Source organism: Cellulomonas persica (genome assembly GCF_007989825.1).
In the GTDB taxonomy this organism is placed as follows: Bacteria; Actinomycetota; Actinomycetes; order Actinomycetales; family Cellulomonadaceae; genus Cellulomonas; species Cellulomonas persica.
In genome coordinates, this window is record NZ_BJUA01000004.1 from 38,509 (window position 1) to 60,493 (window position 21,985).

A 21,985-nucleotide genomic window follows, 5' to 3' on the forward strand; every position below is an offset into this window, starting at 1 on the left:
TGCGGGCGTCACGACGTCCACGTCGGCGTACGGGCCGTCCTGCCCGGTCGTCGTCATGTGGTCCTCCTGTGTCCGGGGCGACGGTAGCACCGCACGACGAGCCGCCGGAGGGGGCTCGCGGAGCGGTCACGGACTCGAGGGGCGGGTCGGCCTGCGAGGATGGGCGCGTGCTCCACCTGGTCTACTTCGAGCCGCGCATCCCCGGGAACACGGGCAGCGCGATCCGCCTGGCAGCCGGCACCGGTTCGACCCTGCACCTCGTCGAGCCGCTCGGGTTCGACCTGAGCGAGGCGAAGCTGCGGCGGGCCGGTCTGGACTACCACGACCTCGCGCACGTCGTCGTGCACCCGGACCTGGAGGCGCTGCTGGCCGCGCTGCCCGGGCGCGTGCTCGCGTTCACGACGAGCGCGCCCCGCTGGTACACGGAGATCGAGTACCGCGACGACGACGTGCTGCTGTTCGGCCCCGAGCCGACCGGGCTGCCGCCCGAGGTGCTCGCGCACCCGCGGGTCGTGCAGCAGCTGCGCATCCCGATGCTCGCGGGACGTCGGTCCATGAACCTGACCAACGCCGCGTCGGTCGCCACGTACGAGGCGTGGCGCCAGCTCGGCTTTCCCGGCGGGGCGTGATGGCGGACTCGTCGCCCATCGAGAGCGTCGACCGCGCGCTGCAGGCGCTCGCGCTGCTCGCAGACGCGGGCCCGCGCGGGCTCGTCCTCGCCGAGGTCGCCGCGCGCCTCGACATCCACAAGACGACGGCGCACCGCACCCTGGCCGCGCTGCGGTACCGCGACTTCGTCACGCAGGACGCCACCACCGGTGCGTACGCACTGGGTGGTGCGGCGATCGCGCTGGGGGAGTCGTACCTGGCCGGCGACAACCTCTCCGTGTCGCTGCACCCGGCCCTCGTCGCACTCTCACGGGACGTCGCCGAGCTCGTGCACCTGGGCGTGCTCGTCGGCACCGAGATCGTCTACCTCGACAAGGTCGAGCCCGCCCGGGCCGTGCGCGTGTGGTCGCAGGTGGGCCGCGCGATCCCCGCGGTGCGCACCGCGATGGGCCGGGCGCTGCTGGCGTTCCGCGGCATCGACCGCGCGCAGCTCGCGGGGTACGCGCCCGCGGCGGACGTCGACCGGGTGTGGGTCGAGCTCGAACGTGCGCGGACGCTGGGCCGAGCCGTCGAGGACCAGGAGAACGAGCCGGGTATCGGGTGCGTGGCGGTCCCCGTCCTGCGGGGCGACGTCCCCGTGGCGGCCGTGAGCGTGACCGCGCCGGTCGAGCGCCTGGACGACGAGCGCGTCGCGGAGATCCACCGCCGCATGCTCGCGACCCTCCCGCCCCTCCTCCCCCCGACCCTCCACCTCCCCACCGCCCACCCCTGACCCCCACCCCCGCCACGAGACCCTGAAGCCCCGCACCCCGTCGACGTCCGACGCCCGCCCACGCCCCCGCAGCCCGCACCCGAACTGCCCACCTGCCCGGCACCGGGCCGGTCACCGAACGCCCGCCACCTGACTCGCTCGCACCCACCGCGCCGCCCCACGCGAGTCCCCGGCCCGTTGCGTGCAGGGATGAAGGCAGGTTGGGCACGCGTGGCGTGCACGTCGGCTGCATCCATCCCTGCGTCGAGCGGTGGCGGGGCGAGAGGCGCCGCGTGCGGCGGGGGGTGTGGACCGGCGGTACGGGCCATGCGAGGATGTTGCGGGTAGCGATATGCACATTGCGGCTAGCGCAACGGAGGTCCGGTGGGAGCGCTCGACGAGCTGGCGCAGCATCGGCTCGTGCCCGTCGTCGTGATCGACGACGCCGCCGACGCCCCGACCCTGGGTGCGGCGCTCGTCGCCGGCGGGCTGCCGGTCGCCGAGATCACGTTCCGGACTCGCGCAGCAGCCGACGCGATCCGGGCCCTCGCGGACCGGGGCGACGTGCTCGTCGGCGCCGGAACCGTGCTCACCACGGCGCAGGTCGACGTGGCGGTGGCGGCCGGTGCGCAGTTCGTCGTGTCGCCGGGGACGAGTCCGGCGGTCGTCGAGCGGTGCCACGAGCACGGGGTCGCGGTGCTGCCGGGGGCGGTGACCGCGAGCGAGGTGCAGACCGCGATCGAGCTCGGCCTGGACGCCGTCAAGTTCTTCCCCGCGGGCACCAGCGGCGGGGCTGCGGCGATCGAGGCCCTCGCGGCGCCGTTCGCCGACATGCGCTTCGTCCCGACCGGCGGGGTCGGCCCGGCGAACCTGGCGCAGTACCTCGCGCTGCCGGCCGTCGCGGCAGTCGGTGGCTCCTGGATGGTGCCGCGCGACCTCGTCGGCGACCGCGCCCACGACGCGCTGCGCACGCTCGTCGTCGACGCGGTCGCCCTGGCCGACCACCTCCGCCCGCTCGCCCGCACGTGACAGGCAGGCCCACGCGGGCGCTCGCCAGGATCGACCGACACCGGAAGTAGGACATGACGCAGACCCGGCTCGACCTCCGCTCCGCTCAGGACACGCGCTACGACGTCGTCGCGCTCGGCGAGGTCATGCTCCGGCTCGACCCGGGCGAGGGGCGGATCCGCACGACGCGCGCGCTGCGGGTGTGGGAGGGCGGCGGCGAGTACAACGTCGCACGCGGCCTGCGCCGGACGTTCGGGCTGCGCGCCGCGGTGGTCACCGCGCTCGCGGACAACGAGGTCGGACGGCTCGTCGAGGACTGCATCCTGGCCGGCGGTGTCGACACGTCGCTGATCCGGTGGGTCCCGTACGACGGCGTGGGCCGCGAGGTGCGCAACGGCCTGAACTTCACCGAGCGTGGCTTCGGGGTGCGCGCGGCCGTCGGGGTGAGCGACCGTGGCCACACCGCGGCGTCCCAGCTGCGGGCCGACGACGTCGACTGGGACCACCTGTTCGGTGAGCTCGGGGTGCGCTGGCTGCACACCGGCGGCATCTACGCCGCGCTCTCGGCGACGTCGGCGCAGACGGTCCTCGCCGCGGTCCAGGCCGCGCACCGGCACGGCACGGTCGTCTCGTACGACCTCAACTACCGGCCCTCGCTGTGGCGCTCGATCGGCGGGCAGGCGCGCGCGCAGGAGGTCAACCGTCAGGTCGCGCCGTTCGTCGACGTGATGATCGGCAACGAGGAGGACTTCACCGCGGCCCTGGGCTTCGAGGTCGAGGGGGTCGACGAGCACCTGTCGCACCTGGAGGTCGACGCGTTCGCGTCGATGATCGAGCGTGTCTGCGACGCCTACCCGCACCTCGAGGTCGTCGCGACGACGCTGCGCACGGTCCGGTCCGCGACCGTGAACGACTGGGGCGCGCTCGCCTGGTCACGCGGCGAGGGCCTCGTCCACGCCACGCATCGCGAGGGGCTGGAGGTCCTGGACCGGGTGGGCGGCGGGGACTCGTTCGCGTCCGGCCTGATCTACGGGCTGCTCGAGGGCGTCGACCTCGCGACGGCGGTGGAGTACGGCGCGGCGCACGGCGCGCTGGCGATGACGACGCCGGGCGACACCTCGATGGCGACGAAGGCCGAGGTCCTCAAGCTCGCCGCCGGCGGCTCGCCCCGCGTCGACCGCTGACCGCTGGGGAGCGACGGCCCCGGCGCTCCCCAGCGGTGTCCGGGTCCAGGTCGGAGCCCTGGGGTGCCCGATGTCGCCCGGGTGAAATGTCCGGTCCGCGCATCGACGCTGCGCGGGGGCGCTGGGAGACTCGACAGCGTGTGCGCCGAGTCCTCGGTGCTCGCCCGCCGGGTGCGAGGAGGGACACCGTGAAGCACACCGCCGTCGGTGAGCTCAACGCGCGGACGGGCCTGGGCAGTGCCGTCTCCGCGCTCTCCAAGCTCGTGCTGTCGCTCAACATCCTCGTCGCCGTCGCGGGCGCCGTCGTGTTCTTCGGCGACAGGTACTGGCCGGGCTTCTCGGTCCCGTCGGCGTTCGAGGACTACCAGGGCGGGCTCGTCGGCGCGGTGTCGGCGTCGTACATCATCGTCCTGAACGCGGCCTACGACAGGTACTACGAGGCGTACGCCCGCGCGACCGAGCTCACGACCGTCGGGCACTCGATCGACGTCGGCGTGAAGGTCGGCCTGGTCGTCGCGACGATCGTCGTGCAGGCCGAGCCGGCGACGATCGTGCTCGTGACGCTCCTGCTCTACTGCCTCGACCTCGTGAGGCTCTGGGAGCTCGCCCGTTCCACGGACAGCGAGAACCCGATCCACCGGCCGCTCGTCAAGGTGTGGATCCCGAACTGCCGGCGGCACACCTATCGCCTCGTCCTGCTGCTCGTGACACAGGTGCTGATCGCGACGGGTGCCATCTACGCCATCGCCCACTGGGTGGTGCCGTCGACCGACGTCCCCACGGCGGCCGAGGTCGAGCACTTCACCGAGCTGAACCTGATCGTGTTCGACGTCTGGTTCGCCCTCTACTTGATCGTGCGGGTGCAGACGAAGTCGATCGTCGTCCGGCACCGGATCTTCTCGCAGCGAGGCCTGAGAGACCTCGACGACGCCGTCGACAAGTACTACGAGCGTGACTAGCCCGCTCGTCGACATGCTGTGGGTCGTCAGGACCCCCGTCGTCCTGCTCAGCGGCGTGCTCGCGGCGACGGCCGCGGTCCTGGCGGGTGACCCGCTGCCGGTGGCCGCACTCGTCGCCCTGTGCCTCGTGCTGGCCGGAGGCTACGCCGCGGCCGACCTCGTCGACCTGCCGGTCGACCGCGTGAGTGCGCCGCACCGTCCGCTCCCCTCGGGCCGCGTCCGGCCCGGTGCCGTGGCGGTCACGTCGAGCGTCGCGACGGCGCTCGGCCTTGCCGCCGCCCTGGGCACGGGCTCGGGACCCCTCGTGCTCTACCTGTTCGCATACGCCGCGCTGTTCGTCGTGTACGCGCGGTGGTTGCGCACGCGCTGGGTCGTCAAGGAGTCGGTCACCGTCGTCGCGTTCTCGTCGGTCGTCTTCGTCCCGGTGCTCGCGGGCGGCGCGTTCGACCGGGACGTCCTCGTGCTGCTCGCGCAGGTCGTGCTGTTCACCGCCGGACGCGAGGCCTTCATGGACGCGCGCGACGCGCGGGGCGACCGAGCCGTGGCCGACGTGACGCGACCGGGTCCCCTGGTCGCTGCCACCGGCGCGGTCGCCGCTGCGGCGTCCGTGGTCTGGGCCGCGGTCACGTGGCTCGACGGCGTCGCCGAGGCCGCGGCCATCGCGCTCGCGGGACTGTCCGCGCTGTGGCTGACCCGGAGCGTGCGCGGGTGGGCGTGGGGCGTCGCCGAGGCACTCAAGGTGGCGGCACTGTTCGTCTTCGCGACGACGATCGGGGTGCGCGTTGGCTGAGACGGGTGGCTCGACCGCGTTCGTCCTCGGGAGCGGAGGGCTGCGCGGAGCCAACCAGGTCGGCATGATGCGTGCCCTCCTCGAGCGCGGCTACGTGCCGGACCTCGTCGTGGGGAGCTCGATCGGGGCCGTCAACGGCGCGGTGCTCGCGAGCGACCCGACCGTGGCGACCCTCGACCGGCTCGAGGCGACGTGGCTCCGGTTCGCCACCATGGCAGGCGCCCTCGCTCCCTGGCTCTCCTCGCGGACGCGCGCGGCCCAGCACTTCCGGGCGCGCCTCCTCGCCCGCACCGTCGTCGAGCTGCTCGGACCCGGTGTGCGGGTGCAGGACCTCGCGGTCCCGCTCGCGGTCGTCGCGACCGACCTGCGACGATCGCGGCCCGTCGTCCTGCGCCAGGGCGACCTCGTCCAGGCGCTCCTGGCGACGGCCGCCCTGCCCGGCGTGCTGCCGGCAGTCCCGCTGGACGGTGCGCTTCTCGTCGACGGTGGACTGGTGCGCGGCGTGCCGCTCCGCGAAGCCGCCGAGCTCGGGGCCCGGCGGGTCGTGGTGCTGCGCGCCGCGGGGGCCGACGCGCCGCTCGGAGCCGCCTCCTCGGTCCGCAGCGCGCGGTGGCTCGCCTACGAGGTCGCGCGGCGCCACCAGTACGGCGCCGAGAAGGACCGACTTCCGGCCGACGTCGAGCTCGTGGAGCTGCCGTCGGGCGGGGACCTCCTGCGCGACGGCGTCTCGGTGCTCACGGACGCGCGCGCCGTCCGTCGCCGCATGACCGAGGGCTACCGCGCGGCCGGTGCTGTGCTCGACGCGAGGGAGACGAGTCGCGCGCGGGCTTCCGGCCGGTCAGGACCGGCGCCGGGTACCTCAGCGGGTCAGCGTGCGGAGGGCGGCGGTCACCGCTGAGCGGAAGGCGTGGTGGTCGCGCAGGTCCTGGCCGAAGACCGCCTCGACGCCCAGGAGCCGGTCGGCGAGGCCGGTGAGCGGGCCTGCCGCTGCGGTCGCGAGCTCGTCGGCGAGCGGGTCGTCGAGGGGGACGGTCCGGCCCGTGACGACGAGGTCGCCCGCGCAGGCCGCGCGCACGTACGCCATCCAGGCCGCGACGACGAGCGCCGCGTGCTCCGGCACCGCGCCGGCCGCGAGCCGGTCGCGGACCGTGCCCAGCACGCGCTGCGGGAGCTTGGCCGAGCCGTCCATCGCGACCTGCACGGTGGTGTGCCCGGTCGCGGGGTTGGCGAAGCGGCGCAGCACCGAGTCGCGGTAGGCGACCAGGTCGGCGCCGTCGGGGGAGTCCAGCGTGGGCAGGACGTCGGCGTCGGTGAACGCCACGGCCCACGCGTGCAGCTCCGGGTCGGTCACGGCCTCGGCGATCGTGGCGTGCCCGCGCAGCGCGCCGGCGTACGCGAGCAGCGAGTGGGTCGCGTTGAGGAGCCGGAGCTTGGCGCGCTCGTACGGCTCGACGGCGCGCGTGAGGGTCGCGCCGGCGAGCTCCCACGCGGGGCGGGGACCGGCGAACGCGTCCTCGATCACCCACTGCGTGAACGACTCCCCGACGACGAGCGCCTCGTCGGTCAGCCCCAGCAGCGCCCGCGCGCGCTCGCGGTGGGCCGCGGTCGTCGCGGGCACGATCCGGTCGACCATCGTCGACGGGAAGCGCACCGACTCCGCGACCCACGCGCGCAGGTCGTCGGCGCCGGCCGCGACGAGCAGGTCGTCGACGACGCGCGCGAGCAGGGCTCCGTTGCCCGTGAGGTTGTCGCAGCAGACGACCGTCAGCGGCCCGGCGTCCGCACGACGGCGCCGGTCGAGCGCGCGCACCAGCAGCCCGGTCGCCGAACGGGCCGCCTCGTCGCTCGCGTCGCGCAGCGCCGCGAGGTCGGCGCGGACCTGCTCGTCGGCCACGTCCGCCCGCCCGTGCGGGTCCAGGCGGTAGCCCTTCTCCGTGACGGTCAGCGTGACGACGTGCGTTCCCGGGTCGGCGACGGTCGTCAGCACGCGCGGCGTGCCGGTGCCGGGGAACACCGCCTCGCGCAGCGCGCCGACGACCCGCAGGTCCGACCGGTCCGTGTCGAGGGTGAGCACGCCGTACAGGCCGTCCTGCGGCGCGAGCTGCTCGACGACGCGCGGCGAGCGCTGCGTGACCCCGAGGACGCCCCAGCGGTCGTCGCCCGTCACGGCGGCGGCGTCCTCGGTGAGCACCGCCTGGTGCGCGCGGTGGAACGCGCCGAGCCCCAGGTGCACGACGCCCGTGCGGGCGGGCACGAGCGCGGGCCCGCGGACGTCGGGCCGTGGCAGCGCACCGGTGAGCGTCGCGCGGGACAGGCGTGCGGTCACGCGCGGTGTCCCTCGAGCTCGAGCTCGTCGTCGTACGCGTCCGCCGTCCCGCCGGCGGGTGCCGGGGCGGTCGACGCGCGCACGACGAGCTCGACGGGCAGGGGTGTGTCCGGGCCGGGCTCGTCGTCCAGGAGCCGGTCGACCGCGGCGCGGCCGAGCCGAGCGAGCGGGACCGCGATCGTCGTGAGCCGCGGGCTGCCGAGGACGGCGACCGTGTCGTCGTGCCCGACGACCGAGATCTCCTCGGGGATGCGGACGCCGCGCGAGCGCAGCCGGTCCATGAGCGCGAGCGCGACGAGGTCGTTGTGCGCGAGCACCGCGGTCACCCCGGACGCGACGACGACGTCCGCGGCGGCTGTCCCGCCGCCCCGGCTGGACGGGAAGTGGCCGAGGTCGACGACGTCGAGCCGGTGCAGCCCGTGCGCCGCGACCTCCAGGCCGTCGCGTCGACGCGCGTCGGACCAGGACCCGGCCGGGCCGCCCACGTACCCGATCCGGCGGTGCCCGAGCGCGTGCAGGTGCCGCACCGCCTGCCGCATGCCGTCCGTGTTGTCGACGACGACCGACGCGTGCGCCTCGTGCCGACGGTTCACCAGGACGAACGGTCGGTCCGCGGACAGGTGCGCCACGGCGTCGTCGGACATGCGCGGCGAGGCGAGGATCGTGCCGTCGGCCTGCGCACCGAGCTGCGCGACGAGCTCGGCCTCGAGCCGTGGGTCGTCGTCGGCGTCGGCGACGAACACGCCGTAGCCGAGCTCGCGCGCCCGCGCCTGCACACCCTTGACGAGGCTCGCGAAGAACGGGTTGGCGACGTCGGGGACGACGAGGCAGAGGTGGCCGGTGCGCCCGCTGCTGAGCTCGCGCGCGGCGCGGTTGGGCCGGTAGCCGAGCGCGTGCGCGGCCTGCTCGACGGCGGCGCGGCGTGCCGGGGCGACGAGCTCGGGATGGCTGAGCGCGCGTGAGGCGGTCGCGGGTGAGACCCCCGCGGCGAGGGCGACGTCGCGCAGGGTCGAGACCACAGGGACCTCCTCGTCCGGCGCCAGGCCGCGGCGGGCTCGGCCCGGCGTCCTGAACGCGTGTGCAGGGCCGCCACCCTAGCGACGGCTTGACCCGCTCCGCACCTGCCGTATCGCTCCGTGAACGCGCGTGCAGGGCGTTTCATCCGGGCGGCTCGTGAGCCGGTCGCGCACGGGTGCACGTGGCCGGCACTCGACGTCCGGCCGCGCGGCGTGCCGGACGTCGCGTTCCACATTGCCGCACCTGGCGAACATCGACCCGCCTAGTCTCATCGCATGGTCGGACCGGTCACGCTGAGTGACGTCGCCCGTGAGGCCGGCGTCTCGCTCGCCACCGCGTCGCGCGCGATCAACGGCAGCGCCAACCGCACCGTCGGGGCCGACCTGCGCGCGCGCGTGCTCGAGGCCGCCGAGCGCCTGCGCTACTCACCGGACGCGAACGCGCAGGCCATGGCGCGCGGCCGGACCACGTCCGTCGGGCTCGTCGTCGACGACATCGCCGACCCCTACTTCGCGACGATCGCGCGCGGCGTCGCGCACGCCGCCGGGAGGGCCGGGCTGCAGGTCATCCTCGCGAGCACCGAGCAGGACCCGTCGCGCGAGGTCGAGGTCGTCGGCCTCCTGCAGCGGCAGCGCGCCCGCGCGATCGTCATCGCGGGCGGCCGGTACGACGACGAGAGGGCGACCTCCGCGCTGCGCGAGGTCCTGACCGGTTACCGGTCGGCCGGCGGGACCGCCACGGTCGTCGGACGGCCCGTGCTCGGGACGGACGCCGTGCGGATCGCCGATGCGGAAGGTGCCCGCGCGCTCGCTCGTGCGCTCGTCGGACGCGGCTACCGCGACGTGGCGGTGCTGGGCGGGCCGGCCGCGCACGTGACTGCGCGCGAGCGTCGTGAGGCGTTCGTCGCTGAGCTCGCCGCGTCCGGGCTGCCCGAGCCGCGCGTGCTCGTAGGCGCGTTCGACCGCCAGGGCGGCGCCGAGGCCATGGCCCGCCTGCTCGCGGACGGACCCCGGCCCGAGCTGGTCTTCGCCGCGAACGACGTCATGGCACTCGGGGCGCTCACAGCCGCGCGTGCCGCGGGCCTCGTCGTCCCGGACGACGTCGCCCTGGCCGGGTTCGGCGACATCACGACCCTGCGCGACGTCGTCCCGGGGCTGACGACCGTGCGGATCCCGCTCGAGGAGGTCGGTGTCGCGGCGGTGCGTCTCGTGCTCGAGCCGGCCGCCGCGGCGCCGCGCGTCGTCCACGTCGCGACCGAGGTCGTGCTGCGCGAGTCCACACCGTCGCGCGCGTAGGCGCGCCCGGCGACGCCTGGGCTAGCGTGCACACGTTCCCGGACGAGAGGACGACGGATGACCCACGCGCCCGCCTACTGCGGCCACGACGCACGTGACCGCTCGACCACCTCTCGACGCACCGCGCGCCGCGGGCTGCCGGGTGCCGCGTGGTGACGCCGCACGGAGGGTCGGCAGCGGGCGCGACGAGCGCACCCACCCTCGACGGCGTCGAGGTGCAGGTCCGCCGCGCCGGGGTCGAGGACGCCGCGGCGCTCACGCGGCTGCGCAAGCACATGCTCGAGGCGATGGGCGTGTCCCAGCTGGAGGAGCCGGGGTGGCAGGCGACGTGCGAGCGCTGGTTCGCCGAGCGCCTGACCGAGCCGGCGCGCGTCGTCGCGTTCGTCGTCGACGGGCCGCTCCCCGACGGCACGGTCGGGCCGGTCGCGTGCGCGGCGGGTGACTTCCACGACCACGCGCCCGAGCCGTGGAACCCGTCCGGCCGGCGCGGGCACGTCTTCAACGTGTCGACCGAGCCCGACGCGCGTCGTCGCGGCTATGCGCGCGCGTGCGTCCGGGCGCTCATGCAGTGGTTCTTCGACGAGTCCGAGGTGACGCGCGTCGGGCTGGCCGCGACCGAGCACGGCCGCGCGCTCTACGAGCAGCTCGGCTTCGCCGAGCCCCACGGCCACGAGCTGGTCTGGCGCATCGCCCGCTGACCCCCTGGCGCCTCCCCGGCCGCGAGCGCGGTAGATCGGACCCGAGCGCGGGCCCGCCAGGACCGCGCTCGCGCCGGTTCGCCCGCGCTCGCGCCGCTTCTGGCGCGCTCGCGGGTGGGGTCAGGGGGCGACGAGGACGGTGCCCGCGGCGGTCACCGTCGTCGGGTAGGTGCGCAGGGGGTGGGGGTCCTTGCCGACCGCGTCGAGGCACTCGCCGGTCTCCAGGTCCCACACCTGCTTGTGCATTGGCGACGTGATCGTCGGCCGGCCCGCGCGGTCGCCGACGATCCCGCGCGAGAGCACGTTCGCGCCCGAGAACGGGTCGCGCTGCTGCACGGCCAGGACCCGGTCGTCGGCGAGGCGGAACACCGCGACCGGCACGCCGTCGAGCAGCGCGCCGGCACCGCGCTCGGGCGTGAGGTCGTCGACGTGGCAGACCTCCACGGGCGCTGACGGGGTGGTCGCGCTCGTCGTGCCCGACGGGGTGGTCGCGCTCGTCGTGCCCGACGGGGTGGGCGCGCTCGTCGTGGCCGACGGGGTGAGGCCGTGCGGCGGGGCCGTGATCGTGACGGGGACCGGCTGGCCGCGGCGCAGCTCGTAGGTGAGGTCGGGGTCGGTCGACGACGGCGCGTTGACGTACGGCGTGAACGCGGCGAGCTTGGCGGGGTCGTCGAGCGTGGCGCGCCACTCGTCGACGTAGCCCGCGACGTGCCGCTCGATCTCGGCCTCGAGCTCGGCGCCGATCCGGTCGCGGTCGTCGACGACGATCGCGCGCAGCTCGGCCATCCCGCCGGGGAAGTCCGCGACCCACGGCGCGGTGCGCTGCAGGCGGTCCGCGGAGCGGATGTAGAGCGCGAGGAACCGGTCGATGACGCGCACCAGCGTCTCGGAGTCGAGGTCCTCGGCGAGCAGCTCGGCGTGCTTCGGCGTGAAACCGCCGTTGCCGCCGACGTACACGTTCCAGCCCGCGGCGGTCGCGATCACGCCGACGTCCTTGCCACGCGCCTCGGCGCACTCGCGTGCGCACCCGGAGACGCCGACCTTGAACTTGTGCGGTGAGCGCAGGCCGCGATAGCGCAGCTCGAGCCGCACGGCCATCGAGGACGAGTCCTGCACACCGAACCGGCACCACGTCGAGCCGACGCACGTCTTCACCGCGCGCAGCGACTTGCCGTAGGCCTGCCCGGACTCGAACCCGGCGTCGACGAGCCGCCGCCAGATCGCCGGCAGCTGGTCCTGCCGCGCGCCGAACATGCCGATGCGCTGCGCGCCGGTGACGCGCGTGAACAGCCCGAAGTCGCGCGCGATCTCGGCCAGCGCGAGCAGCTTCTCGGGGCTGACCTCGCCGCCGGGCATGCGTGGCACGACGGAGTAGGTGCCGTCCTTCTGGAGGTTGGCGAGCAGGTGGTCGTTGGTGTCCTGCAGCGACGCCTGGTCGGGCTGCAGCACGTGGCCGACGCCGAGCGACGAGAGGATCGAGGCGACCACGGGTCGGCAGATCGCGCAGCCGCGGCCGGTGCCGTGCGTCGCGACGATCTGCGAGAACGTCCGTCCGGTGCCCGCGCGCACGAGCGCGAACAGCTCGGCGCGGGACATCGCGAAGTGCTCGCACATCGCATGCGACACCGCGACGCCCGCCTGCTCGAGCGAGGAGTTGACGATCTTCGTCAGCATCGGGACGCACGAGCCGCAGACGGTGCCGGCCTTGGTGCAGGTCTTGACCTCGGCCACGCTCTGGCAGCCGTGCTCGGTGACCGCGCCGCGGATCGTGCCGGCGGTGACGTTCGCGCACGAGCAGACGACGACGTCGTCGGGCAGGTCCGTGGACACGGGCGCGCCGCCCTCGGGCGCGAGGAACGCGGACGGGTCCGCGCCGAGCGGGCGGCCGAGCAGCGGACGCAACGACGAGTAGAGCGCGATGTCGCCGACGAACACGCCGCCCAGGAGCGTGCGGGCGTCGTCGGACACCACGAGCTTGCGGTACGTCCTGGCGACGGGGTCCGCGAACGTGACCTCGAGCGCGCCGGGGGTCAGCGCGAGCACGTCGCCGAAGCTCGCCGCCTCGACGCCGACGCCCTTGAGCTGGGTGCCGTCCGCGGCGCGCGTGTACGTGCGCGGGCCGCCGAAGAGCTGGCTGACGACGACGTCGGCCATCGCGTTGCCGGGGGCGACGAGGCCTGCGCACTCGCCGTCGTGCGACGCGCACTCACCGATCGCCCAGATCTGCGGGTCCGACGACCGGCACGTCGGGCCGACGAGCACGCCGCCGCGCTCCCCGATGCCGAGCCCCGCCTCACGGGCGAGGCGGTCACGCGGGCGGATGCCGGTCGAGAAGATGACGACGTCGACGTCGAGCAGCTCGCCCGTCGACAGCTCCAGTCCGGCCACGGTGCCGTCGGGACCGGGCACGACGCGCGTCGCCGCGCTCGTCGTGCGCACGTCCATGCCCTTTCCCGCGACGAGCACACGCAGGGCCTCGCCGCCGCCGGCGTCGAGCTGGACCGCCATCAGCCGGTCGGCGAACTCCACGACGGTCGCGGTCGCGCCCAGGTGCTGCAGCGCCGCGGCCGCCTCGAGCCCGAGCACGCCACCGCCGACGACCGCGCCGCGCACCGGCCGGCCCAGCGCGGCCGCGCGGTCGGCGACCCAGTCCTTGATCCGGGCGATGTCGTCGAGCGTGCGGTAGGCGAGGACCCCGGGCAGGTCGGCGCCCTCCGTACGCGGGACCCACGGCCATGAGCCTGTGGCGAGCACGAGGTCGTCGTAGGCGATCACGCGGCCGGACCGGGTGGCGACCGTGCGCGCGTCGCGGTCGATCGAGGCGACGGCGTCCCCCGTGACCAGCTCGACGCGCTCGTCGTCCCACACGGCCGGGTTCAGGGTGAGGTCGGCGGCCGTGGCGCCCGTGATCGCGTCGGACAGGTGGACGCGGTCGTAGGGCGCGTACGGCTCGTCGCCGACGACCGTCAGGTGCCAGTCGCCCTCGCGTGCGACGAGCTGCTCGGCGAAACGGTGCGCCACCATCCCCGCCCCGACGACGACCACGCGACCCGGCCTGCGCTGCTCCCTCATGCGTGCCAGTTTTCAACGGCGTCTGCCGTGGCTATCGGGCCGTACGGCCCACGCAAACGCACAGTGCTCCGCGGCCGCTCGTGAGGTCGGACGCGCCGCCGCGCAGACTCGTCGGCCCGTCTCGCGCGTACCCGTCGGGTGTTCTGTCTAGGCTCGGCAGTCGGGTCACGCCAGGCCGGGTCGTCGACGGGCCGCGGACTCGCGACGGGATGAGGGAGATCATGGGTTTCTTCACGAAGGACGGCACGCTTCCGGGTCAGCCGGCGCTCGAGCCGCTGAGCAAGGAGCGCGTCACCGCGTGCCTCGACGCGCGTGGCCTCAACTACGGCATCGACGACGACGGCGACATCGGCGGCTACTGGGACGGCCACCTCTTCTACTTCTTCCTCATGGGTGAGAGCGGGGAGTACCTGCAGGCGCGCGGGCGCTGGAACCGCAAGGTCGCGATCGACCAGCTCGATGCGCTGAACCGGCACGTCAACGAGTGGAACGCGACGCGCCTGTGGCCCAAGGGCTACGTGCGCGACGAGGGCGACGAGGTCGGCGTCTACGCCGAGCACACCGTGGACTACGAGCACGGCGTGAGCGACGAGCAGATCGACCTGCAGCTCGCGTGCAGCGTCGCGACCAGCCTGCAGCTCTTCGAGTACCTCGACGAGCAGTACCCGCAGCAGGCCGCCGCGGCCAAGGCTGAGCAGGAGGAGCGGGACTGAGCGTGAGCGAGGAGACAACCGCGGCAGGGCGGGCCTTCCAGGTCGACCTGCGCGGCGTCGTCGACCTGCTCGCGCGGCACCTGTACTCCGGACCGCGCGTCTACCTGCGCGAGCTCCTGCAGAACGGCGTCGACGCGATCACGGCCCGGCGCACCCACGACGAGGGTGCGCCGGGTTCCGTCCGGCTGCGCCCGGGTGCCGACGGCTCGCTCGAGGTCACCGACACCGGCATCGGGCTCACACCCGCGCAGGCGGATGAGCTGCTCGCGACCGTGGGGCGGTCCTCGAAGCGCGACCTGGACCTGGGCCTCGGCCGCGAGGAGTTCCTCGGGCAGTTCGGCATCGGGCTGCTGTCGGCGTTCATGGTGGCCGACGAGATCGAGCTCGTCTCGCGCTCCGCGGTCGACGAGCACGCGCCGCCCGTGCGGTGGGTCGGGCACGCCGACGGCCGGTACGACCTGTCGGTCCTGCCGCACGACGCCGACGTCCCCGCCGGCAGCACCGTGCGCCTGCGGGCCCGCCGCGACGCCGAGCACTGGCTCGCCGCGGACATGGTCGTCGCGCTCGCGCAGGAGTTCGGTGCGCTGCTGCCCGTCGAGGTCACCGTCGCGGTCCCGCTGCCCGACGGCTCCGGGACCGCGTGGCGGCGTGTCAGCGAGCCGGTGCTGCCGTGGCGCGACGAGTACGCCGACGAGACCGCGCGCAGCGCCGCGCTCGCGGCGTACTGCGAACGGACGCTCGGGTTCTCCCCGCTCGCCCACCTCGACCTCGACGTCCCGCTCACAGGGCTCTCCGGAGTGGCGTTCGTGCTGCCGACGGCCGTGCCGCCCGGCGCGGCGAGCCGGCACAGGGTCTACCTCAAGCGCATGCTCCTGGGCGCGCACGTCGACGACCTGCTGCCCGAGTGGGCGTTCTTCGTGCGGTGCGTCGTCGACACGTCCGTGCTGCGCCCCACCGCGTCACGCGAGCAGCTCTACACGGACGACGCCCTGCTCGCGACGCAGGAGGCGCTCGCGGGGCAGGTGCGCGCCTGGGCGGTCGCGACCCTGACCTCGTCATCCGCCGCGAGCCGGAAGGTCGTCACGACCCACCACCTCGCCCTGCGCTCGCTCGCCCTGGTCGACGACGAGGTGCTCGACCTCGTCGCACAGGTGCTGCCGTTCGAGACCACCGACGGGACCAGGACGCTCTCGCAGGTCCGCGGCGAGGACGACCGCGAGGTGGTGTTCACCTCGCGCGTCGAGGACTTCCGGCGCGTGGCCCCCGTCGCCCGCGCGCAGAGCATGACCGTCGTCAACGCGGGCTACGTCTACGACGGCGAGCTGCTCGACCGGCTCGCGCGCAGGCCCGGCTGGCGGGTACGCGAGCTCACCGCCGGCGACGTCGCCCAGGTGCTCACCCCGCTCGAGCCGCACCGCGAGCTCGAGGTGCTCGACCAGCTCCGCCTCGCGCAGACCGTGGTCCAGCCGCTCGACTGCGAGATCGTCGCGCGCAGCTTCGAGCCGCTGCAGGTGCCCGCCGTGCTCCTGCAGGACCGCGACGGCGAGTACGCGCGCGAGGTGCGTCAGGTCGTCGCCGCGGACGACGACCTGTGGGGCGGGGTGCTGTCCGGCCTGGCCGGCGACACCCCGGCGCCCGCGCGCCGACTCGTCGTGAACGACGCGAACCCCACCGTGCGCCGCCTCCTCGCCGCCGATCCCGCCGACCCCGTGCTCGCGGCGGGCGTGCGCTCGCTGTACGTGACCGCGGTGCTGCTCGCCGGAGAACCGCTGCGCGCCCGCGAGGCGGCGCTGATGAACGACGCCATGAGCGTGCTGCTCGAAGCCGGGCTGGCCGGCGGGCAGGGGAGCGACGAGACGCAGGAGGACGAATGAGCCGCACGGTGGACGACGCGAACCGAGAGATCGTCCGGGTGCGGGACATGCCGTACGGCGCCGCCCGGACGCAGGCTGCCGAGCAGCAGGTGCGGCTCGTCGAGGCCGAGGGGCCCGACGGTGCGCGCGCGTTCGCCCTGCTCGTCCTGGTCGAGTCACTGGTCTGGAACGGCGAGGTCGAGCGCGCCTACCTGCCCTTCACGAAGGTCGTGCGCTGGTACGACGAGCGCCCCGAGCACTTCGACGCGAGCGACGTGCACGGCATGTTCTGGTCGTTCAAGTGGATGGTGGGGCACCTCTCGGACTTCCCGAACGTCCCCGCGGCGCAGATCGAGGCCACGCTCGAGGACATGGAGCGTCGTTACGCGGTCGCCGGTCTCGGACGGGACGCCGTGGCCCGTGAACGGTTCTCCTGGGCGCGCTCGCGCGGCACCGCGGACGTCGACGCGCTGTACGACGAGTGGGTGCGCACACCGCGCGACGAGTACTCGCAGTGCGAGGCATGCGACCCGGGCGACCGCGCGTCCTACCTCATCGGACGCGGCGATGTGGACGCGGGTATCCGGCTCATCGAGCAGACGCTCGACGCGGGCGTCACGTGCGCGACCGAGCCCGCCGACATGCTCGCGACCCTCGCGCTGGCGCACCTCGAGGCCGGTCGCGCCGAGGACGCGGTGAGCGCGCACCGACGCGCCGTCGCTGCGCTCGCGCAGTCCGAGTCGGACATGGCCGGCGCGCGCGGTGAACGCTTCGAGCTGCTCGCGCGTGGCGGTCAGCCCGTGCGCGCCCTGCGGGCGCTCGCCGCGGACTCGCACCTGCTCGTCGCCGCCGACACCCCTGCCGACCGGTTCGCCTTCCTCCGGCACGTCGTCGCAGGCACCGCCGCCCTGCAGGTCTCCCACGCCGACGAGCCCGTCGCGTTCGCCGGTGTCCCCGCGACCGATGTCGCGACCCTGCACGCCTGGGCGCTTGCGCAGGCCGACGAGCTCGCCCGGGCGTTCGACGCGCGCAACGGCACCGACAGGTTCGCGCTCCTGCTGGCCGCCGCGCGCGCGACGCGACCCGCCGACGTGGTGCTCGACCTCGACGTCATCCCCGCCGGGTTCGTCGCGCAGCCCGCTGCGGCGTCCCACGGCTCCGCCGGCACACCGCTGCCCGACGGTCCCGTGACGCAGGGCGCCGGCCCGTCCCACGCAGGCTCGGGCCCGGCCGGCGCAGGTGCGGCGGAACCGCACGAGCCGCCCGCTGCGCGCGCCGAACGGCTCGCCCGCGAGGGGGACCTCGTGGGGGCAGCACGCGCATGGCTCGCAGCCGCGGCGGTCGCGGAGTCCGAGGGGCGACTGGGCGACGCGGGTCTGGCTACTGCTGAGGCTGCGCGCTGTGCGCAGGAGCTCGGCGACGACGACGGTGCGGCCGCCGTGTACCCGCGCGCGGTCGCGCGCATGCGTGCCGGCGGTGTCCCGCCGCAGGACGTCGTCCCGGTCGTCGTCGCCTGGTCCCCCGTTGCGGTGACGACCGGCACCGCCGACGCCGCGTTGGCCGCCGTCGACGGCCTGCTGCACGAGCTCGCCGACGACCCGTCGACCACACCGGGTGCCCCCGCCCCCGACCCGTCGGCCGCGGCCGCCGGTGCCGCCCTCACCGAGCGCGTCGCCTCGATCCGACGACGGGCCTGCGCTGATCTCGACGACACCGCCGCGCGCGTGCTCGCGTCGCTGGGCCCCGAGCACGCGGACGTCGCCGCCGCGCGGGCGACGCGCGCCGCGGAGGCCTACGCGGCCGGGGGTGCGGTCGCCGACGCCGCGCACGCGTTCTGGCTCGCGGGTCGTCTGCACGACAGCCAGGGCCGCGTCGACGACGCCGTCTGGAACCTCGAGTCCGCGGTCGAGGGATTCGGCGTCGTGCGGCAACGCGGGCCGCGCGGCGAGGCCGCGTCGGCGCTCGTCGCCGTCCTGCGCGCCGCGGGGCGCGACGAGCGTGCTGAGGAGCTCCTGCGTCTCCTCAGCCGGTGAGTGCTCCACCGTCGACGAGCCGGGAGCGCAGCTCGACCACGTCGAACGGCCGGCGCCGGGGTGCCCGTCCGCGCCCGCGGAACGGCCCGGCGAGCGGTCGTCCGTGCTCGCCGGGCCGTCCGGGTGCTGCTGCAGGGCTGTGGGCCGCGGCCGTCAGCGGACGATGCAGGTGCTGCCGTTGAGCGTCGCCGCCTTGACCGGACCGGGGGTGCCCGAGCCGATGAACCCGAACGACACCGCGTTGTGGTGCCCGATCGTCGCGTTCCAGCTGAGGTTCTTCGCCGTGACCGTCGCGCCGGCCTGCGTGGCCGACGCGTTCCACACCTGCTGCACGGTCTCACCGTTGCCGAACGTCCAGGTCACGTTCCAGCCGTTGACGGGCTGCATCGTCCCGTTGAACACCGTGACGTTGCCCTGGTACCCGCCGGGCCAGCTGCTGACCGAGCTGACCTCGACCTCGCACTGACCGTCCGGGACGGGTGTCGGCGTCGTGGTCACCACGGGCGACGGGCTGGTGTGGGGCGTGCCGGTGGGCGTCGGCGTGGGCGTCACCGTGGGCGTGGGCGTCACGGTCGGCGTCGGCGTCACGGTCGGGGTGGGCGTCGGCGTGGGGGTCGGGGTCGGGGTGGCCGTCGGGGTCGTGCCGGTCCCGCCGAAGTCGACGTCCACGCAGTTGTAGAACGACTCGGGGCTGTCCGTGCGCTCCCAGATGTTGAACAGCACGTGCTTGCCCGTCTTGTTCGACGGCAGCGTCACGTTCCACCAGTACTCGGGCCCCGCGACGCCGCCCTCACGCAGCGGCGGGTTGAGCACGCGGTCGAACGGGGCGGGCTCGAGGTCGTCCCAGCCGATGGGCTCGGCGGGGTTCCAGCCGGTCTTGGTGATCCACGTCGTGAAGTAGCCGGGGTGCCGCGCGACGGCCGCGTACTTGAACGTCATCTGCTGACCTGGCGTGACCTTCGTCGTCGGCCACGCGGTCGACGGCGTGTTGTACGAGGCGAAGCGCGCGTCGGGGCCGCACAGCTTGCCGTCGGGGATGGTCTCGTGGCGGCCGGCGATCGTGCCGAGCAGGTTGCCGTACCAGTTGTAGAACGAGTAGTTGCCCTCGTTGGTGAACGCGTTGACGCACGCCGCGTTGCGGGGCTTCATGTTGCCGGACTCGCCCGCGGCCGCCCCGCCCTCCAGGCCGTCCTTGTAGCAGGCGTAGGTGCGGGTCGCGGGGTCGGTGAGACCGCCGTGCGCCTGCGCGGCGCTCGGGACCACGGCGAGAGCGACCGCCGCGACGACGACCGCGGCGAGGCCTCGCCCGGTCCTGAGCATGGCGCGATGTCGTGTCATGTCGGATCACCTGATTCGTCAGCGCGGCCTCGTCGCCGCAGGGGGCTGGACACCGGCGGGAGCGGTGTCCGTCCAGGCTGCGGACCGGACGACGAGCGCGACAACCAGGCAAATCGTTTCCGGCAGCCACGACGCGCGTCCCCGCCAGGTACGCGAACCACGGCACGACGCGCGTCGGGGACCCTTGTGCGGAGCCGGCCGCGCGTCAGCCGGCGAGCGTCGCCAGCACGCCCTCGCCGTAGCGGTCGAGCTTGGTCGCACCGACGCCGCCGATGGTGCCGAGCTCCTCGATCGACGAGGGACGCCGCAGGACGATGTCGCGCAGCGTGGCGTCGTGGAACACGACGTACGCGGGCACGCCCTGCTCCTTGGCCGCTCCCGCACGCCACGCGCGCAGCTTCTCGAACAGCTCGAGCGCGTCGCCGTCGAGGTCCGCCGCGGCCTTGGAGCCGCCCGACGAGCCCGACGACGAGCCGGACGACGACCGGCGCCGCGTCCGCTCCGGCTCACGGCGCATCGGCACGGTCCGCGTGCCCTTGAGCACGTCGCCCGACGCCTCGACGAGCTGCAGCGTGCCGTAGCCCTCGGTGTCCACGGCGAGCAGCTCGGCGGCGATGAGCTGACGCACCACCCCGCGCCACTCGGCGTCCGACAGGTCCGTGCCCACGCCGAACGTCGACAGCTCGTCGTGCCGCAGCTGCGCCACGCGCGTCGTGCGCTTGCCGCGCAGCACGTCCACGACGTGGCCCACGCCGTACCGCTGCCCGCGCTGCGCCATGCGCACCACGGTCGACAGCAGCTTCTGCGCAGCGACCGTGCCGTCCCACGTCACCGGCGGGGTCAGGCACGTGTCGCAGTTGCCGCACGGCTGCGCGCTCTGCCCGAAGTAGTTGAGCAGCTGCACGCGACGGCACGAGACCGTCTCGCACAGCGCGAGCATCGCGTCGAGGTGCTGCGTGAGCCGGCGCTTGTGCGCGGCGTCGCCCTCGGACGTGTCGATGAGGCGTCGCTGCTGGACCACGTCCGCCAGCCCGTACGCCATCCACGCCGTCGACGGCAGCCCGTCACGCCCCGCGCGTCCGGTCTCCTGGTAGTAGCCCTCGACGGACTTCGGCAGGTCCAGGTGCGCGACGAACCGCACGTCGGGCTTGTCGATCCCCATGCCGAACGCGATGGTCGCGACCATCACGATCCCGTCCTCGCGCAGGAACCGCGCCTGGTTGTGCGCGCGGACCTGCCGGTCGAGCCCCGCGTGGTAGGGCAGCGCCGCGATGCCCTGGCCGACGAGGAACTCGGCCGTCTGCTCGACCGACGCGCGCGACAGGCAGTAGACGATCCCCGAGTCGCCGACGTGCTCGGTCCGCAGCAGCTCGAGCAGCTGGGCACGCGGGTTGTCCTTCGGCACGATCCGGTACTGGATGTTCGGCCGGTCGAAGCTCGCGACGAAGTGCCGCGCGTCCTCGAGCTGCAGGCGCTGGGCGATCTCGGCGTGGGTGGCCGCGGTCGCGGTCGCCGTCAGAGCGATGCGCGGCACGTCCGGCCAGCGCTCGTGCAGCATGGACAGGCGCAGGTAGTCCGGCCGGAAGTCGTGACCCCACTGCGACACGCAGTGCGCCTCGTCGATCGCGAACAGCGCGACCGTCCCGCGGTCGAGCAGCTCGATCGTGTCCGGCACGTTGAGGCGTTCGGGGGCGAGGTAGAGCAGGTCGAGCTCGCCCGCGAGGTACGCCTCCTCGACCTCGCGGCGCTGCCACGACTGCTGCGTCGAGTTGAGGAAGCCGGCCCGCACGCCGAGCGCGGACAGCGCGTCGACCTGGTCCTGCATGAGCGCGATCAGCGGCGAGACGACGACGCCCGTCCCCTCGCGCACGAGCGCGGGCACCTGGTAGCACAGCGACTTGCCGCCCCCGGTGGGCATGAGCACCAGTGCGTCCCCGCCGCCGACGACCGTGTCGATGATCTCCGCCTGGTCGCCGCGGAACTCGTCGTACCCCCACACGCGCCGCAGCACCTCGAGCGGCGGCCCGGACGCGGCGGCGGCCGCGCGCACGACCGCTGGCGACGACCCACCGAGCAGCGAGCCCTGCGCCGCCCCCGCCGAGCGCGCGGACGACGAGCCTGCAGACGACGAACGCCCGGACGACGAACCCGCGCGGCGCCCGCCGCTGCTCGCTGCGACCGCCGCGGCGAGCTCGTCGGACCCGGCGTCGTGGGGGACGCCGTGCGACCAGGCGTCGAGGTCGGGCGGGGCGTCGTCGTAGAAGGGGTCGAACGGCGGCTCGTCGGGCCACGGCTCGTCCGCGAACCGGTCCTGAGGCGGGGCGTCGTCCGGATGCACG

Annotated in this window: 17 protein-coding genes; 12 read left to right on the plus strand and 5 right to left on the minus strand. The window is 74.5% G+C overall.

Annotated elements, in window-relative coordinates; all coding sequences use genetic code 11:
* Nucleotides 1–167 precede the first annotated feature (167 nt).
* The 7 genes from CPE01_RS04945 to CPE01_RS04975 all read left to right on the plus strand — a co-directional run bounded on the left by CPE01_RS04945 (nt 168) and on the right by CPE01_RS04975 (nt 6,199).
* Complete coding sequence (locus CPE01_RS04945) at nt 168–629, plus strand: tRNA (cytidine(34)-2'-O)-methyltransferase (RefSeq protein WP_146805544.1); 462 nt, start codon at nt 168–170, stop codon at nt 627–629.
* Nucleotides 629–1,381: an IclR family transcriptional regulator gene (locus CPE01_RS04950; protein ID WP_146805545.1), complete on the plus strand. Its 753-nt coding sequence runs from the start codon at nt 629–631 to the stop codon at nt 1,379–1,381. Before CPE01_RS04945 ends, CPE01_RS04950 begins: the two co-directional genes overlap by 1 nt.
* Nucleotides 1,382–1,744: 363 nt before the next feature.
* Nucleotides 1,745–2,389: a bifunctional 4-hydroxy-2-oxoglutarate aldolase/2-dehydro-3-deoxy-phosphogluconate aldolase gene (gene eda / locus CPE01_RS04955; protein WP_146805546.1), complete on the plus strand. Its 645-nt coding sequence runs from the start codon at nt 1,745–1,747 to the stop codon at nt 2,387–2,389.
* Nucleotides 2,390–2,442: 53 nt separating this feature from the next.
* Nucleotides 2,443–3,552, plus strand: a complete 1,110-nt coding sequence (locus CPE01_RS04960; protein WP_146805547.1) for a sugar kinase — start codon at nt 2,443–2,445, stop codon at nt 3,550–3,552.
* Nucleotides 3,553–3,740: 188 nt separating this feature from the next.
* Entirely contained in the window at nt 3,741–4,511 is a 771-nt protein-coding gene (locus CPE01_RS04965; protein WP_146805548.1) for a hypothetical protein, read from the plus strand.
* Complete coding sequence (locus CPE01_RS04970) at nt 4,504–5,301, plus strand: UbiA family prenyltransferase (protein WP_146805549.1); 798 nt, start codon at nt 4,504–4,506, stop codon at nt 5,299–5,301. Before CPE01_RS04965 ends, CPE01_RS04970 begins: the two co-directional genes overlap by 8 nt.
* A complete protein-coding gene (locus CPE01_RS04975; RefSeq protein WP_146805550.1) occupies nt 5,294–6,199 on the plus strand; it encodes a patatin-like phospholipase family protein in 906 nt (301 codons plus the stop codon). The genes CPE01_RS04970 and CPE01_RS04975 overlap by 8 nt, the downstream gene beginning before the upstream one ends.
* Here CPE01_RS04975 and CPE01_RS04980 read toward each other — a convergent pair.
* A complete protein-coding gene (locus CPE01_RS04980; protein WP_146805551.1) occupies nt 6,161–7,627 on the minus strand; it encodes a mannitol dehydrogenase family protein in 1,467 nt (488 codons plus the stop codon). The genes CPE01_RS04975 and CPE01_RS04980 overlap by 39 nt on opposite strands.
* Entirely contained in the window at nt 7,624–8,646 is a 1,023-nt protein-coding gene (locus tag CPE01_RS04985) for a LacI family DNA-binding transcriptional regulator (protein WP_146805552.1), read from the minus strand. Before CPE01_RS04985 ends, CPE01_RS04980 begins: the two co-directional genes overlap by 4 nt.
* A 273-nt stretch (nt 8,647–8,919) precedes the next feature.
* On the opposite strand from CPE01_RS04985, the gene CPE01_RS04990 reads away from it, so the two are divergent.
* Together CPE01_RS04990 and CPE01_RS04995 are read left to right on the plus strand one after the other, a co-directional pair.
* Nucleotides 8,920–9,939: a LacI family DNA-binding transcriptional regulator gene (locus tag CPE01_RS04990; RefSeq protein ID WP_146805553.1), complete on the plus strand. Its 1,020-nt coding sequence runs from the start codon at nt 8,920–8,922 to the stop codon at nt 9,937–9,939.
* Between the two features lie 152 nt (nt 9,940–10,091).
* A complete protein-coding gene (locus CPE01_RS04995; protein ID WP_246783753.1) occupies nt 10,092–10,637 on the plus strand; it encodes a GNAT family N-acetyltransferase in 546 nt (181 codons plus the stop codon).
* A 120-nt stretch (nt 10,638–10,757) separates the two neighbouring features.
* On the opposite strand, the gene nirB is transcribed toward CPE01_RS04995, so the two are convergent.
* Entirely contained in the window at nt 10,758–13,709 is a 2,952-nt protein-coding gene (nirB, locus tag CPE01_RS05000) for a nitrite reductase large subunit NirB (protein WP_146805555.1), read from the minus strand.
* A gap of 221 nt (nt 13,710–13,930) precedes the next feature.
* Between nirB and CPE01_RS05005 the strand changes: the two genes are divergently transcribed.
* Genes CPE01_RS05005 through CPE01_RS05015 form a run of 3 tightly spaced genes read left to right on the plus strand, consistent with a single transcriptional unit; the run spans nt 13,931 to nt 18,308 of the window.
* Complete coding sequence (locus CPE01_RS05005; RefSeq protein ID WP_146805556.1) at nt 13,931–14,422, plus strand: type III secretion system chaperone family protein; 492 nt, start codon at nt 13,931–13,933, stop codon at nt 14,420–14,422.
* Between the two features lie 2 nt (nt 14,423–14,424).
* The gene (locus CPE01_RS05010; RefSeq protein WP_146805557.1) at nt 14,425–16,296 is read left to right on the plus strand and encodes an HSP90 family protein; all 1,872 of its coding nucleotides are present in this window, start codon (nt 14,425–14,427) and stop codon (nt 16,294–16,296) included.
* Complete coding sequence (locus CPE01_RS05015; RefSeq protein WP_146805558.1) at nt 16,293–18,308, plus strand: hypothetical protein; 2,016 nt, start codon at nt 16,293–16,295, stop codon at nt 18,306–18,308. Before CPE01_RS05010 ends, CPE01_RS05015 begins: the two co-directional genes overlap by 4 nt.
* Before the next feature lie 153 nt (nt 18,309–18,461).
* On the opposite strand, the gene CPE01_RS05020 is transcribed toward CPE01_RS05015, so the two are convergent.
* Together CPE01_RS05020 and recQ are read right to left on the minus strand one after the other, a co-directional pair.
* Nucleotides 18,462–19,646, minus strand: a complete 1,185-nt coding sequence (locus CPE01_RS05020; protein ID WP_146805559.1) for a lytic polysaccharide monooxygenase — start codon at nt 19,644–19,646, stop codon at nt 18,462–18,464.
* A 205-nt stretch (nt 19,647–19,851) separates the two neighbouring features.
* The gene (recQ, locus tag CPE01_RS05025) at nt 19,852–21,984 is read right to left on the minus strand and encodes a DNA helicase RecQ (protein ID WP_146805560.1); all 2,133 of its coding nucleotides are present in this window, start codon (nt 21,982–21,984) and stop codon (nt 19,852–19,854) included.
* Nucleotide 21,985 lies beyond the last annotated feature (1 nt).